This window comes from Geodermatophilus sp. SYSU D00766, from assembly GCF_054049915.1.
In genome coordinates, this window is record NZ_JBJGYI010000002.1 from 208,384 (window position 1) to 222,465 (window position 14,082).

Annotated in this window: 11 protein-coding genes; 2 read left to right on the plus strand and 9 right to left on the minus strand. The window is 78.6% G+C overall.

Features of this window, described 5'->3' with window-relative positions:
• Positions 1 to 196: 196 nt before the first annotated feature.
• On the plus strand, positions 197 to 2,914 hold the full coding sequence (locus tag ACI8AD_RS02975) for a S8 family serine peptidase (RefSeq protein ID WP_456869066.1): 2,718 nt from the start codon (positions 197 to 199) through the stop codon (positions 2,912 to 2,914).
• On the opposite strand, the gene ACI8AD_RS02980 is transcribed toward ACI8AD_RS02975, so the two are convergent.
• From ACI8AD_RS02980 to ACI8AD_RS03020, 9 genes are all read right to left on the minus strand, one after another.
• Positions 2,911 to 3,879 carry a glycosyltransferase family 9 protein gene (locus tag ACI8AD_RS02980; RefSeq protein WP_456869067.1) on the minus strand — a complete coding sequence of 323 codons (969 nt, stop codon included), beginning with the start codon at positions 3,877 to 3,879 and terminating at the stop codon, positions 2,911 to 2,913. The genes ACI8AD_RS02975 and ACI8AD_RS02980 overlap by 4 nt on opposite strands.
• Before the next feature lie 83 nt (positions 3,880 to 3,962).
• Positions 3,963 to 5,324 (minus strand): D-glycero-beta-D-manno-heptose 1-phosphate adenylyltransferase, encoded by a 1,362-nt coding sequence (rfaE2, locus tag ACI8AD_RS02985; RefSeq protein WP_456869068.1) that lies wholly within the window; start codon positions 5,322 to 5,324, stop codon positions 3,963 to 3,965.
• Positions 5,321 to 5,986: a D-sedoheptulose-7-phosphate isomerase gene (locus ACI8AD_RS02990; RefSeq protein ID WP_456869069.1), complete on the minus strand. Its 666-nt coding sequence runs from the start codon at positions 5,984 to 5,986 to the stop codon at positions 5,321 to 5,323. Before ACI8AD_RS02990 ends, rfaE2 begins: the two co-directional genes overlap by 4 nt.
• Positions 5,987 to 6,006: 20 nt before the next feature.
• Positions 6,007 to 7,251 (minus strand): glycosyltransferase, encoded by a 1,245-nt coding sequence (locus tag ACI8AD_RS02995; protein WP_456869070.1) that lies wholly within the window; start codon positions 7,249 to 7,251, stop codon positions 6,007 to 6,009.
• On the minus strand, positions 7,248 to 8,228 hold the full coding sequence (locus tag ACI8AD_RS03000; protein WP_456869071.1) for a glycosyltransferase: 981 nt from the start codon (positions 8,226 to 8,228) through the stop codon (positions 7,248 to 7,250). Before ACI8AD_RS03000 ends, ACI8AD_RS02995 begins: the two co-directional genes overlap by 4 nt.
• Positions 8,225 to 9,226, minus strand: a complete 1,002-nt coding sequence (locus tag ACI8AD_RS03005; RefSeq protein WP_456869072.1) for a glycosyltransferase family 9 protein — start codon at positions 9,224 to 9,226, stop codon at positions 8,225 to 8,227. Before ACI8AD_RS03005 ends, ACI8AD_RS03000 begins: the two co-directional genes overlap by 4 nt.
• A gap of 17 nt (positions 9,227 to 9,243) precedes the next feature.
• Complete coding sequence (locus ACI8AD_RS03010; protein WP_456869073.1) at positions 9,244 to 10,734, minus strand: HAD-IIIA family hydrolase; 1,491 nt, start codon at positions 10,732 to 10,734, stop codon at positions 9,244 to 9,246.
• Between the two features lie 191 nt (positions 10,735 to 10,925).
• A complete protein-coding gene (locus ACI8AD_RS03015; RefSeq protein WP_456869074.1) occupies positions 10,926 to 11,423 on the minus strand; it encodes a MarR family winged helix-turn-helix transcriptional regulator in 498 nt (165 codons plus the stop codon).
• A 25-nt stretch (positions 11,424 to 11,448) separates the two neighbouring features.
• The gene (locus tag ACI8AD_RS03020; RefSeq protein WP_456869075.1) at positions 11,449 to 12,450 is read right to left on the minus strand and encodes a hypothetical protein; all 1,002 of its coding nucleotides are present in this window, start codon (positions 12,448 to 12,450) and stop codon (positions 11,449 to 11,451) included.
• Between the two features lie 262 nt (positions 12,451 to 12,712).
• Between ACI8AD_RS03020 and ACI8AD_RS03025 the strand changes: the two genes are divergently transcribed.
• A complete protein-coding gene (locus ACI8AD_RS03025; protein WP_456869076.1) occupies positions 12,713 to 14,029 on the plus strand; it encodes an alpha-hydroxy-acid oxidizing protein in 1,317 nt (438 codons plus the stop codon).
• The last annotated feature ends 53 nt before the right edge of the window (positions 14,030 to 14,082 follow it).

Consider the following 14,082-nt stretch of genomic DNA (forward strand, 5'->3'; position numbering starts at 1 on the left):
GCTGCGCCCGTGCCGCAGGGACCACCCGTCACTTCGGCACCACCCGGGCAGCCCTTGACCCGAGAACGGATCGTCCGGAAACACCCCCCGTCAGGGGGATCCCGTCGTCCCTCGGGTGCAGGCGGCAGCAGCGGACGCCGACGTCCGGCACGGGCCCGCACCGGGCCGTCGAGCCGCCGAGGGAACGGGGACACGCATGCACACGGGGTCAGGACGCAGCCCGCACACCAGGTCCGGGCCGGCCTCCCGGGGGAAGCGGGCGATCTGCGCGGTGCTCGGCGTCGCGCTGGGCTTCGGCGGAGCGGCGGCGATCGACACCGCGCTGGCCGGGCCGACGTTCGCGGAGGCGAGCGACTTCGGACCGGCCGGCGACGGGCGCACCCGGCTCGTCGTGACGGTGCCCGGCGGCGTCACCGCCGAGGACCTCACCACGCTGCAGGCCGTGCCGGGGGTGGACTCCGCGCAGGCCGTCTTCGACGGGTCGGCGCTGGTCGCCGGCTTCGGCACCACCGCCGACCAGCTCCGCGCGGCGCTGCCCGGCGCGCAGGTGGAGCCCTCACCGACCGGCGAGGTGTTCGGTGAGGCCATCACCGACCCGTACGCGGTGCAGTACGGCTGGAACCTGGACAACACCGGCAGCAACTCCTACGGCCAGCCCGGCACCGCCGACGCCGACGTCGACGCCGACCTCGGCTGGCGGGCCGGCACCGGTCGTGGCGTCACCGTCGCCGTGGTCGACAGCGGTGTCATGACCGACCACCCCGACCTCGCCGGTGCCCTCTGGCGCAACACCGACGAGATCTGCGGCAGCCCCGTCGACAACGACGGCAACGGCTACCCCGGCGACTGTGGTGGCTGGAACTTCTACGGCAACAACGCCGACCACGTGAACGCCGCGGGCAACAGCCACGGCACCTCCGTGGCCGGCGTGGCCGGCGCGCGTGCCGGCAACGGCGTCGGCACCGCCGGGGTCGCCCCGGACGTGACGATCATGCCGTTGGTCATCGGCACCGGCAGCGGGGTCGACATGATCGCCGGCGCCCAGGCGATCCGCTACGCCGCCGACAACGGTGCCGACGTCGTCAACGCCTCGTGGGGCGGCCTCGGCGCCGCGCAGATCCTCACCGACGCCATCGACTACGCCGCGAGCAAGGGCGTGGTCGTGGTCGCCGCGGCCGGCAACGACGCCCTCGACCGGGACACCTCGCTGTACTACCCGGCCAGCCTCAACCGCCCGAACATGGTCACCGTCGGCAACAGCAACGCCTCCGACGGCGTCACCGAGTCCTCCGCCTACGGCGCGAGGACCGTCGACCTGTTCGCGCCGGGCAAGTACGTGTTCACCACCTGGAACGACGGCGACCACCGGTTCGTCTCCGGCACCTCCATCGCCGCGCCCCAGGTGGCGGCCGCGTTCGCGCTCTACCGGGCGCAGGACCGCGCCGCGGCCCCCGACCAGCTGGTGCAGCGGTTGCTGGCCGACGTAGACCCGGTGGCCGCGTTCGCCGGGAAGTCGGTCACCGGCGGCCGGCTGTCGCTGACCCAGCTCGGCCAGACCGCCGCCGGGGTGTCCTACACCTTCACCGGGATGACCGTCGACCCCGGCACGGTCGCCCCGACCGTCGTGACCAGCGGCAGCGCCCCGGGTGGGCAGTACGCCGTCCGCCTGCGCCTGGGCATGGAGCACCAGGGCCAGGTGTACGCCCTCAGCCAGCAGCAGGTCACCGTCGGCGGGGTCACCGCGACCACCGACGACACCGGCGCGGTCACCTTCGACCTGGGCAGCCGTCCCGGCCCGTCGGCGACGGTCACCCCGAGCCTCGAGCTGGGCCAGGGCCGGTACGTGCTCACCGCGCAGCTGGTCCGCGACGGGGCCGACGTGGGGCTGGCCTCCGCCGCGCCGCTGCTGGTCGGCGTGGCCTACCAGGCGCCGGCCACCGGCCCCCGGCCCGGCACCCCGGCGCCGTCGCCGGCGCCCGGTGGCGGCACCCCGGCCCCGGCCGGCTCGACGCCGCCGTCGACCACCCAGCCGGGCACGAGCACCCCGAGCACGCCGAGCACGCCGAGCACGCCGGCACCGGGCGGCTCGACCCCGCCGTCGACCACCCAGCCGGGCACCAGCACGCCGGGCGGCACCCCGGCACCCGGTGGTGGCCAGCCCGGCACCCCGGCGCCCGGGGGCTCGACCCCGCCGTCGACCACGCAGCCCGGCACCAGCACGCCGAGCACGCCGGCGCCCGGCGGCTCGACCCCGGCGCCCGGCAGCCCGGCGCCCGGCGGTGGCACCCCCGCCCCGGGCGGCAGCCAGCCCGGCACCCCGGCGCCCGGCGGCAGCACGCCGACGACCGGTGCGCCGGCGCCCGGCGGGTCGACCCCGGCGCCCGGCGGCAGCACGCCGGGGCCGGGTGGGCAGCAGACCTACCCGGGCGTGGGGCCGTTCGGCCTGACGTCGATCAACCCGACCCGGGTGGGCACCGCCGGTGGCACGAGCGTGACCATCACCGGCACGGCGGTCCCGGCCGGGGCGCGGGTCCGCGTCGGGTCCACCGCGCAGGCCACGGTGACCGCGGTGTCGGCCACCAGCGTCACCTTCACCACGCCCGCCCGCGCGGCCGGCACCTACGACGTGTACGTGTTCGCCCCCGACGGCACCTCCTCGGTGCTGGCCGGCGGCCTCACCTACCTCGACGGCACGGGCGGCGTCTCGCCGATCCCGACCCCGAGCCCGGCACCCGGCACGCCGCAGCCCGGCACCCAGCAGCCGGGCGCCGGCGGTGGCACGCGACCCACGGGCGGCGGTCCGCTCACGGGACCGCGGGGTGAGCGGCTGGTGCCCTCGGCGCTGTTCACCACGCTGGGCACCTCGATCTGGCGCCTGGACTGCTCCCGGTCCTGCTCGGGACTGGCCGTCTAGCGCGGAACGGTGAGCGGCCCCGTCGTGCACGGCACGGCGGGGCCGCTCCCGTCGGGTCGGAGCAGCCCGGCCAGCGCCGCGGTCACCTCGTCGACGGTGATCCGGGCCAGCGCCGGGTCGAGCTCGGTGCCCCAGGGGTCGCCGGTGCCGTCGCCGTGCCAGAGCACCACGTGCTGCGGCCGCGGCGGCGGACCCCACAGCGCCGGGGACACCGGCCCGAACAGCACGACCGAGGGACGGCGGTAGGCCGTCGCCAGGTGCGCCACGCCGGTGTCGCCGCTGACCACCACCCGGGCCGCGGCGACGGTGGCGGCGAGCTCGAGGGTCGACGTCGTCCCGGCGAGCACGGCGTCGTCGGGCAGTCCCGCGCCGCGGGCGACCGCCTGCGCGAGGTCGCGCTCGGCCGGGCCGCCGGTGACGCGGACGTCGTGCCCGGCGTCGGCCAGCCACCGCGCGACGGCGGCGAACCGTTCCGCCGGCCACCGCCGGCCGGGGAAGGCGGCGCCCGGGTGGAGCAGCGCCGCCCCGGTGACCGGCGGGGGCACGGCGGGGACGGCGAGGTCGAGCGCGTCGGGGTCGGCGGGCACGCCCAGGCCCTCGGACACCAGCCGGCACCAGCGGGCGACCTCGTGCTCGTCGGGGTACCACGCCGGGCCGGGATAACCGGGGCTGTCGAAGGTCAGCAGCCGCCGCGGGTGCAGGTCGGCGACGACGACGTGCGACGCCGGTCCCCTGCCGTGCAGGTCGACGGCGAGGTCGGGCGGCGGCCCGGACCAGTCCAGCGGCTCGAGCTCGCGGGCGGGCAGCACCTCGTCCACGGCGTCGACGAGCCCGGCGAGCGGGGCCAGCGCGGTCGTCGTCGCCAGGACCAGCCGGTGGTCGGGCGCGGCGGCGCGGACCGCGCGGATCGCCGGGACGCCGGTGAGCAGGTCACCGAGCCCCAGCGGCCGCAGCACGACCGCCACCGGCCGCCCGTCCCGTGCACATCCGCGGCAGTGGACGGAGGGACGAGGGGCAGTTCCGCGGAAGTGCACGGGAGGAGGACCGCTCACACCCGGGAGCGCTCGACCAGGGCGGTGGTCGAGTGGCCGTCGAGGTAGGGCAGGACGACGGCCTGCCCGCCCCACTGCCGCAGCACCGCGGCCTCGGGCAGGTCGGCGCCGGCGTAGTCGCCGCCCTTGGCCCAGACGTCGGGCCGCAGCCGGTCGATGACCTGCGCGGGGGTGTCCTCGTCGAACACCACGACGGCGTCGACGAACTCCAGCGCCTCGAGCACCCGCGCGCGGTCGGCGGCGGTGACCAGCGGCCGGGAGGGGCCCTTGAGCCGGCGGACCGAGTCGTCGGAGTTGATGCACACGACCAGGCAGTCGCCGAGGCCGCGGGCGGCGCGCAGCGTGGCCACGTGACCGGCGTGCAGCAGGTCGAAGCACCCGCCGGTGGCCACCACCGTGCCGCCGGTCGCGCGCACGCGGGCCAGCAGCGCCGAGACGCCGTCCTCGGCGGCCACGTTCGGCTGGGGCACGGCGGAGGAGTCCCAGGCCGAGGCGCCGCCGGCCGCGACGAACCGGCCGGCGAACGCGACCGCCGCGGCCACCGCCTCGCCGGTCACCGCGCCGCCGGCGAGGGCCAGCGCGGCCGCGGCGGCGAAGGAGTCGCCGGCGCCGCACGGGTCGCCGCCGGTCACCGGCACCGCGGGCACGACCATCGGCGCGCCCTCGCCGTAGGACAGCAGCGCGCCGCGGGCGCCGAGGGTGACCGCGACCGCGCCCACGCCCCAGTGCCGGATGAGCGCCTCGGCCCGCGCGCCGACGGCGGCCAGCCCACCGCCGTCGATCCCGGCCGCGACCCGGGCGGCCTCGGCGGCGTTGGGTGTCACCAGCCGGACCGAGGGCACCGGGTCGGCGCCGCGGGGGTGCGGGTCCCACACGACCGGCCCGCCGGCCTCGGCCAGCAGCGCCCGGACGCCCGCGTCGGCGGTGGTGCCGCGCCCGTAGTCGGCGACCAGGACCGCGGCGGCGTCGCGGACGGCCGCGCGCGCCTCCGCGGGCAGCTCGCCGAGGGTGACGGTGGGCGCGCCGCTGTCGAGCCGGACCACCGAGTGGTCGCCCACCCGCACCCGCCGCTTGACCGCGGTGCCGCCGGTGGCCGGGATCGCAACCAGCCGGACCCGCCCGCCCAGCAGCGCGCGCAGCCGGGCCGCGCCGTCGTCGTCGGCCAGCGGGGCGACCAGCACGACCTCGCGGTCCGTGGCCCGCGCCGCGATGACCGCGGCCAGCGCCGCACCCCCCGGGCGCTCGCGGGTCTCCAGGTCCTCGACCACGGGCACCGGCGCGTCGGGGGTCAGCCGGGACGCCGTGCCGACCAGGTCGACGTCGAGCAGCGCGTCGCCGACGACGACGAGCGGCCTCACTGCACGACCCCGATGCGGCTGACCGGCACCCGCGCCGGCTCGGCCAGCACCGCGGCGTCGAAGGCCGCGCACAGCAGGTGCAGTGCGACCAGGTGGCACTCCTGCACGGTCGCCGTCCACGGGGAGTCGACGCACACCGCCTCGTCGGAGGCCGCGGCCAGCGGGTTGGGCGCCGGGCCGGTGATCGACAGCACGGTGATGCCGCACTCGCGGGCCCGCCGGGCGGCGGCGACGGCGTTGGGGCTGCGGCCGGAGGTGGACAGGAGCACCAGGACGTCGCCGGCGCGGCCGTGCGCCTCGACCTGGCGGGCGAACAGCTCGTCGGCCGGGTAGTCGTTGGCGATCGCGGTCAGCGACGAGGTCTCGGCGGTCAGGCAGATCGCGGAGAACGGCGGGCGGTCGGCGCGGTAGCGGCCCACCAGCTCGGCGGTGAGGTGCTGGGCCTGCGCGGCGCTGCCCCCGTTGCCGGCCGCCAGCAGTCGCCCGCGGGACTCCCCGCAGAGCACGTCGGCCAGCAGGTGCCCCCAGCGGTCGAGGGTGTCGACCGCGGCGTCGAGGCTGCGCAGCGCGGCGGTCAGCGACGCGACGTGGTCGCGGCCGGTGAGGTGGGTGCAGGAGTCGGGCGAGACGACCTCGGCCTCCGAGTGGGGAGCGACACTCACGGGGCGACCTCCAGGGGCGCTCATCGGACGGCCTCGACGGGACGCCGGGTGGACAGGACCTGCCGGTAGACGGCCTCGGTGTCGGCGGCCACGCGGGCCCACCGGTAGCGGGCGCGGGCCCGCCGGACCCCGGCCGCGCCGTAGGCGGCGCGCCGGGCGTCGTCGGCCAGCAGCGCGGCGAGCACCGCGCCGAGCCGGGCCGGGTCGCGGGGCGGCACGAGGTCGCCGGTGACGCCGTCGACGACGGAGTCCTGCAGCCCGCCGACGGCGGTGGCGACCACCGGGCGGCCGCAGGCCATGGCCTCCAGCGGGGTGATGCCGAACGGCTCGTACCAGGGCACGGCCAGCACGACGTCGGCCGAGCGGACCCAGGCGGGGACGTCGGCCCGGGCGACCGACCCGGCGAAGCGGAGCCGGTCGGCCACGCCCACCTCGGCGGCGACCGCGCGCAGCCGGCGCACCTCGGGATCGGCCTCGATCGCCCCGGCCGGCGGGCCGCCCACCACGACGAGCTCGGCGTCGGGGACGGCGGCCAGCGCGCGGACGGCGTCCTCCTGGCCCTTGCGCTCGACCAGCCGGCCGAGCACCAGCAGCCGCGGCCGGCCGGTGCGCGGCGCGACCGGCCCGCGCGGGGCGAACACGGTGGTGTCGACGCCGCAGGGCACGATCGAGACGCGGTCGCGGGGCAGGTCCAGGCGGCGCAGCTCGAACACCTCGTCGCTGCAGGTGGCCACCACGTGGTCGACCGCCCGGCACAGCCCGCGCTCGAGCTCGACGCGCTGCGCCGGTGAGGTGTCGGCGTCGCCCTGGTGGCGGCGCTTGACCGAGCCCAGCGCGTGGAAGGTCTGCAGCACCGGCACGGGGGTGAGCAGGCTGCCGGCGGCCTCGACGCAGGCCAGCCCGCTCATCCAGAAGTGCGCGTGGACGACGTCGGGGAGCGCGACCGACCAGCGGGCGCGCAGCGCCGCGGCCAGCGCCGGCACGTGGCCGAGCAGGTCGTCCTTGGGCAGCGGCTCGGGCGGGCCGGCGGTGAGGTGGCTGACCACGTAGCCGTCGGGGGTGGGCACCTCGTCGGGCAGGTGGGGGTCGTCGCGGCGGGTGTGCACGGTGACCTCGTGGCCGCGCGCGGCCAGCCCGGCGGCGAGGGCGGCGACGTGCACGTTCTGCCCGCCGGCGTCCACCCCGCCGATGGCGGCCAGCGGCGAGGCGTGCTCGCTGACCAGGTCGACGCGCAGCGGCCCGCCGGCGATCCTCGGGGTCCTCATCGGGTGACCTCCTCGAGCAGCGCGTCCCAGTCGCGCAGGAAGCGGGCGAGCCCGTAGCGCTCCAGCGCGGCGGCGCGGGCCGCCTTGCCGGCCAGCCGGGCGGCGTCCTCGTCGTGCAGGTAGCCGGCGACGGCGTCCCACAGCACCTCGGGCCGGGTGGACAGGACCCCGGCGTCGGCGGGCACCGCCTCGACCACCTCGGTGGTGGCCAGGGCGACCACCGGCATGCCCAGGTGCATCGCCTCGAGCAGTGACAGCCCCAGCGACGTCCAGCGCACCGGGTGGACGTAGACCCGGCGGCGGGCGAGCTCGGCGTGCATGGCCGCCTGCGGCGGGTCGTCGTGCAGGGTCACCCGGCCGGGGTCGAGGCCGTGCCGCGCGTGCAGCCCGGCCAGGCCCATCCCGAAGACGTCGACCGGCGCGACCGCCGCCAGCCCGGGCAGCAGGTCCGCGCCCACCGTGCGGCCGCGGCGCACCGGCTCGTTGGTGACGACGGCGGCCCGCGCCAGCTCGCCGGTGTAGCGCTCACCGGGGTCGACGATGCCGTGCTCGATGACCGTCGTCGGCGCCCGGCCGTTGTCGTAGAAGAGCCGGTTGAAGTGGGTGACGTGCGCGACGGGGACGTCGTCGCGGTCGGCCAGCGGGTGCCGGGTGTGCGGCACCGGCCCGTCACCGGGCTCCAGTCCGGGCGCGTTGTGCTCGAGGAAGACGGCGGGCAGGTCGCGGCCGGGCTCCCGGCCCAGCCACGCGCGGACCAGCTCCAGGTCGCGCACCCGCTGCAGCACGACGACGTCGACGTGCTCCTCGCGCAGCTGCTCCGGCGTCACCTCGCGGGCCGAGGTCGGCCAGTCCCAGGTGCGGGCGCGGCCCAGCCCGTCGGGACCCCGGTCGGGGGTGACGGGGACGAGGTACTCGTGCGGGCCCTGCACGAACGCCGTCGTCCACGAGCCGTGCACGTGCCAGAGCAGGACCTTCACGCGCTCACCAGCTTCTCCACGGCCGCGACGACGTCCGCCGCGGTCACCGACGTGAGGCAGGGGTGGCCGGGGACCGGGCACTCGCGGGCCCGGGTCAGCCGGCAGGGGGCGTCCTGGTCGCCGAGCAGCACGGTGGGGACGCCGTGGGGCGCCCACCGGGCCGCGGGGACGACGGGGCTGAACAGCGAGACGACCGGGGTGCCGACGGCGGCGGCGAGGTGCGCGGGCCCGGTGTTGCCGGCGACGACCGCCGCGGCGCCGTCGAGGACCGCCGCCAGCTCCGCCAGGCGGAGCGCGCCGCCGAGGTCGACGCCGCGGCGGCCGGCGACGGCGGCGGTCAGCTCCCGCTCCCCCGGCCCGCCGGTGACCAGCACCCGGCGCCCGGCGTCGGCCAGCGCCTCGACGGCCTCGGCGCAGCGCTCCGCGGGCCAGGCCCGGGCGGGGACGGAGGCGCCGGGGTGCAGGACGACGTACCCGGGCTCGTGGTCGGTCGGCGGCAGCGGGCGACGGACGGCGAGGCGGCCGTCGTCGCCGTCGGGCAGGTCGAAGCCGGCGGCGCGGGCCAGCGACAGCGCGCGCTCGGGCTCGGGCAGGTCCACCTCGTCGTCCTGGCCGACCCGGTGCCGGACGTCGAGCAGCGCGCCCGGGTAGTCGACGCTGGTGGCGCTGATCCGCGGCACGCCCGCGGCGCGCAGCAGCAGCGCCAGCGGCAGCGGCGACTGGTGGAACGAGGTGCTGACCACGGCCTCGTCGGGCGCGAGCGCGCGGACCCGGTCGGTCAGCGCCGCGAGGTCGGCCGCGTCGACCGGCGGCGGGTCGCCGAGGATCCACGGGCAGGCCCAGGTCCAGACCTCGTCGACGCCGGGCAGCAGCGCGGCGGCCTCGGCGCCGGCCGGGCCGGCGAGGAACACCACCCGCTCGGCGCCGTGGGCGACGGCGCGGACCAGCGGGCCCTGCAGGAGGACGTCGCCGGCGTTGTCGAGGCGGGCGACGAGCACGGTTCCCCGGCGGCCGGTCACCACCGGCCGGCCAGGACGTCGTCGACCGCGGCGGGGAGCGTCGCCGCGCGGCGGGGCGCGGCCGCCACCTCCTGATTCCGCGTCACCGGCGTGGGCACCAGGATCCCGACGGCGCCGGCGGCCGCGGCGGCCTCGACGTCGGCGCCGATGTCACCGACGACGACCGTGCGCGCGGGGTCGACGCCGAGCTCGGCGCAGGCGGCCTTGACCATGCCGGGTGCGGGCTTGCGGCAGCTGCAGCCGTCGTCGGGGCCGTGCGGGCAGACCTGCACGGTGTCGAAGGGGCCGAGCAGCTCGTCGAGGCGGGCCGTGCAGGCGTCGACCTGCTCGCGGGTGACGAGCCCGCGGGCGACGCCGGACTGGTTGGTCACCACCCCGACGCGGACGCCGCGGGCGCGGAGGGCGTCCAGGGCCTCGCGGGCGCCGTCGACCGGGCGCACCCACTCGGGGTCGCCGTTGTAGGGGTAGTCGTGCACGAGCGTGCCGTCGCGGTCGAACAGCACCAGGTCGGGCAGGCCGCGCCACGGCGTCACCCGGCGGTGCCGCACGACCCCGCGCAGCCAGTGCCAGGTGGCCAGCGGCGGGATGGCGGCGCTGGTCAGGGCCATGGTGCCCACCTCGGCCCGGTCGCGCGGGCCGGGGGCGATCCGCGCCCAGGCGAACTCGGCGGTGCCGGCCGCCCAGGCGAGGGCGGCGCCGAGCGCGGCGCGGGGCCGGCGCGCGGCGGCCAGGCCGACCGCGGCGAGCCCGGCCGCGGTGACGGCCAGGTGCTGGGGGCGGCGGCCCAGCGGGGCTTGCGCCCGGTCGCGCCAGCCCGGCCCGTGCAGCCGGCGCATGAGGACGTCGTCGGCGTTGCCGGCCTGCACGCGCACGCTGACCCAGCGGTCGACCGGCCGGACCGGGTGGGTGATCCAGCGCTGCCCGCGGACCAGCCGGGCGCCGGTGTCCATCACCCGCAGCGCGAGGTCGGAGTCCTCGCGGAAGGCGCGCGGGAAGCGCTCGTCGAACCCGCCGACGGCGGCCAGCGCGGCGCGCCGGTAGGCGAGGTCGGCGGTGATCCAGGCGCTGGTGGCGAGGCCCGCGGTGCCGCGCTCCCAGTCGGTGGGCCGGCGGTCCTCCGGCAGCGGCACCCGCACCCGCCCCTGGCTGCCGGCGACGTCGGCGGGCAGGCCGTCGAGGTCGGCGGCCAGCCGCTGGTACCAGTCGGCGTCGGGGACGACGTCGTCGTCGAGGAAGGCGATCCACTCCGTGCGGGCGGTGCGCCAGCCCAGGTTGCGCGCGCGGGCCGGGCCGCCACCGCCGGTGCGGACCACGCGTACCGGCGGCAGGCCGGGCCGCTCGACCGCCAGCGGCGGGCCCGCGGGACGGTCGTCGACCACCACCAGCTCGGCCGGTCGGGGGCCCGGGTCGGCGGCCAGCGCGTCGAGCAGCACGTCGAGCGACGGCCGGCCGATGGTCGGCACGACGACGGTGCAGCTCACGGGCATGATCGCGACCTGCCCGGTCTCGCTCGCCCGCAAACACTACGGGCTTGAAGTTCCCCTGCAGGGCTGCGTCCCCGCCCGTGGAGACCGTCCCCGCACCCCGTCCTCGCAGTTCGAGTGGGCGGTCGCGGTCGGCGACACCCGCGGACACGCCGTGGCGAGGAGCACCGACTGCGCACCCGGCAGCGTGGGGCCTAGCGGCGGACGCGGGTCGCCGCGGACACCCGGGCGAGCGCGTCGGTGACGACGGCGGCGTCGTCACCCAGCAGGGCGAGCAGGCGGGCGACGAGCTCGTCGTGGGTGCTCGCCGCGGCCCGCACCCGCTCGCGGCCGGCGTCGGTCAGCCGGGCGTGCAGCAGCCGCCGGTCCCCCGGGCGCCGCTCGCGCACGACCAGCCCCTGCGCGACCAGCCGGCCCACGGTGCTGGTGACGCCGGCCCGCGACAGCCCGAGCGCCTCGGCGACCTCGCCCATCGTGGCCCGCTCGCCCGGCGCGTCGGCGATGCGCCGCAGCGCCTCGAACCCGGTGAGGGACAGGCCGTGCTCGCGGTGCAGCGCGGAGTCGACCCGGTGGGTGATCCGGTCGTGCACCTGCACGATCCGCAGCCACGTCTCCGCGGCGCGGGGCGCGGCGCCGGCCAGCGCCGCGGTGTGGGACGGGACCCCGGGAGCCAGCACGTCCTCGGAGCCCATCGCACCATCGTGGCCGAAGTCGGCGTCAGGCGCTCCCGGTCGGCCCGGCCGACCAGGTCGGCCACGCCGGCTCCCCCGGCTCGGGCCGGCGACAGCCGCCGGCGCTCAGCACGAGGGCGGTGGCGGTGACGACCAGCGCCAGCCCGGCCGCGACCAGCGGGACGGGCAGCGGGTCGGGGTCGACCGGGGTCGCGGCGGAGGCCACGCGCAGCTGCACCGCCGCGGTGACCGCCGAGTCGCTGCCGACCAGCTCGAGCGTCGTCGTCCCGGCGGCGGCGCCCGGGACGACCACCGTGGCCTCGACCTCCCCGTCGGGCCCGGCCGCCACGGAGGCCAGCACCCCGCCGTCGGCCACCTGCACGGTGACCACCTCGCCGGGCGCGAAGCCCGAGCCGGTCAGCGTCACCGGGTCGCCGGCCGCGACCCGGGAGGCCGAGGCCACGACGGCGCTGCCGGGCGAGTCCCCGCCCTCGGCCGGCGGCGCGGGCGGGAGCGGGTCGGGGACCGGCAGGGGGGCGACCTCGGGGGCGGGCGCCCCGTCGGCCGGCGGGGCCGCCTCGGGCAGCGGGGCCCCGGGGGACGGTGGGGACGCCGGCGGCGGGACGGCGCCGACCGGCGGGACCTCGGCGGCGCCGGTCGGCGGGGCGATCGCGGCGCAGTCCTCCTCGGCGGGACGGGTGAAGACGAAGCCGTCGAGCTCGTCGACGTAGGCGGTGCCCGAGCCGTCGAGGGCGGTGTACTCCAGGCGGCTGTCGACGGTCTCGCCCCAGGCGACCTCCGCGGTGCGCAGCACGGCGACCTGCCCCGGCTGCAGCTCGGCGGAGTCCTCCCCGGCGGGCGCGCGGGTCGTCGCGAGCGTGACGGCGTAGGGGACCGTCCCGGCGGTCACCTCGACCACGACGCCGCCGGGGCGGCAGCTCGGTCCGTGGGTGACGCGGGAGTCCGGGCGCGCGGGGTCGTCGGCGGCGAGCGCGGGGGCGGCCAGCACGACGGCGCCGGCGAGCAGCCCGGCGACGGCGGTCAGCACGGAGAGCCCCGTCCTCAGGACGGGGCGGGGAGCGCGCCGCGGCTTGGGCCTGGGCAGGGTCCCGACCGGCACGGTGTCCCCCTCGAGCGGTCGTGCACGCCGGTCCGGTGGTTCCGGGGACGACGCCTCCCCATTGTGCCGCCGGTGACCCCGTGTCGACGACGCGCGGACTGCGCGTCGTCGGGTTCGCGCGGCGTGTCGTCGCCCGGGCGTGTCGGGAGGCCGCGGCCGGTGGAGTGGCCCGGGTCACTACGGTGGCCGGGTGGACTCCGCCGCCGGGACCGGCCGCCGCCGACAGAACGAGGTCTACCGCGCCGGGGTGTACGGGCGGACGCCGCTGGTGCCGACGACGGCCCGGCCGCTGCAGCGCCGCGCCCGCCGGCGGCTGACCGCGCGCGCCTACGCCTACGTCGCGGGGGGCGCGGGCGAGGAGCACACCCAGCGGGCCAACCGCGCCGCCTTCGACCGCTGGGCCGTCGTCCCGCGGGTGCTGCGCGACGTGAGCGCCCGGGACACCTCCGTGGAGCTGTTCGGCCGGCGCATCCCGGCGCCGCTGCTGCTCGGCCCGGTCGGTGCGCTCGAGCTGGTGCACCGGGAGGCCGACCTCGCCGTGGCCCGCGCCGCGGCGTCGCTGGGCGTGCCGTTCGTCTTCTCCAACCAGGCGTCGGTGCCGATGGAGGAGTGCGCCGCGGCGATGGGGGACGCGCCGCGCTGGTCCCAGCTGTACTGGTCCACCTCCGACGAGCTGGTGGAGAGCCTCGTCGGCCGCGCCGAGGCGGCCGGCTGCGAGGCCCTGGTGGTCACCCTCGACACCACGATGCTCGGCTGGCGCCCGCGCGACCTCGACCTCGGCCACCTGCCCTTCGCCCTCGGGAAGGGGATCGCGCAGTACACCTCCGACCCGGTGTTCCGGCGGCTGGTGCAGGCCCGCGTCACCGAGGTCGGGGACGCCGCGCCCGCGCAGCCCGCCGACGCCGCCGGGCGCGACCGCCAGCCGCGGCCCACCCTCGCGGCGGTGCTCGCCATGGTCGGCATGGCCCGCGCCTGGCCCGGGCCGCTGCGGGAGAACCTGCGCTCACCGCTGCCGCGCGCCGCCGTCGAGACCTTCCAGGCCATCTACTCGCGGCCCTCGATCACCTGGGCCGACCTGGCCTGGCTGCGCTCCCGCACCCGGCTGCCGGTCCTGCTCAAGGGCGTCCTGCACCCCGACGACGCCCGGCGGGCGCTGGACGAGGGCGTCGACGGCATCGTGGTGAGCACCCACGGGGGACGGCAGGTGGACCGCTCGATCTCCGCCCTCCACGCGCTGCCCGACGTCGTCGCCGCGGTCGGGGACCGGGTGCCGGTGCTGCTCGACAGCGGCGTCCGCAGCGGCGCCGACGTGCTGGTCGCGGTCGCCCTGGGCGCGCGGGCGGTGCTGCTGGGCCGCCCCTACGCGTGGGGTCTGGGCCTGGCCGGCGAGGCCGGGGTGCGGCAGGTGGTCTCCGACGTCCTCGGCGAGTTCGACCTCACCCTCGGGCTGACCGGGCACACCTCGGTCGCCGAGCTCTCCCCGGAGGTCCTCCGCCGGGTCGGCTGAGCCGGCCCCGGAATGGCCGATCCGGCCGTCAGCGGGCACGGTGGGCGCGACCC

What these genes read in the sequence shown, in the direction of transcription:
- ACI8AD_RS02975 (WP_456869066.1), top strand. Translation starts at nt 197, where the DNA reads ATGCACACGGGGTCAGGACGCAGCCCGCACACCAGGTCCGGGCCGGCC.
- ACI8AD_RS02995 (WP_456869070.1), bottom strand. Translation starts at nt 7,251, where the DNA reads ATGAGGACCCCGAGGATCGCCGGCGGGCCGCTGCGCGTCGACCTGGTC.
- ACI8AD_RS03010 (WP_456869073.1), bottom strand. Translation starts at nt 10,734, where the DNA reads ATGCCCGTGAGCTGCACCGTCGTCGTGCCGACCATCGGCCGGCCGTCG.
- ACI8AD_RS03015 (WP_456869074.1), bottom strand. Translation starts at nt 11,423, where the DNA reads ATGGGCTCCGAGGACGTGCTGGCTCCCGGGGTCCCGTCCCACACCGCG.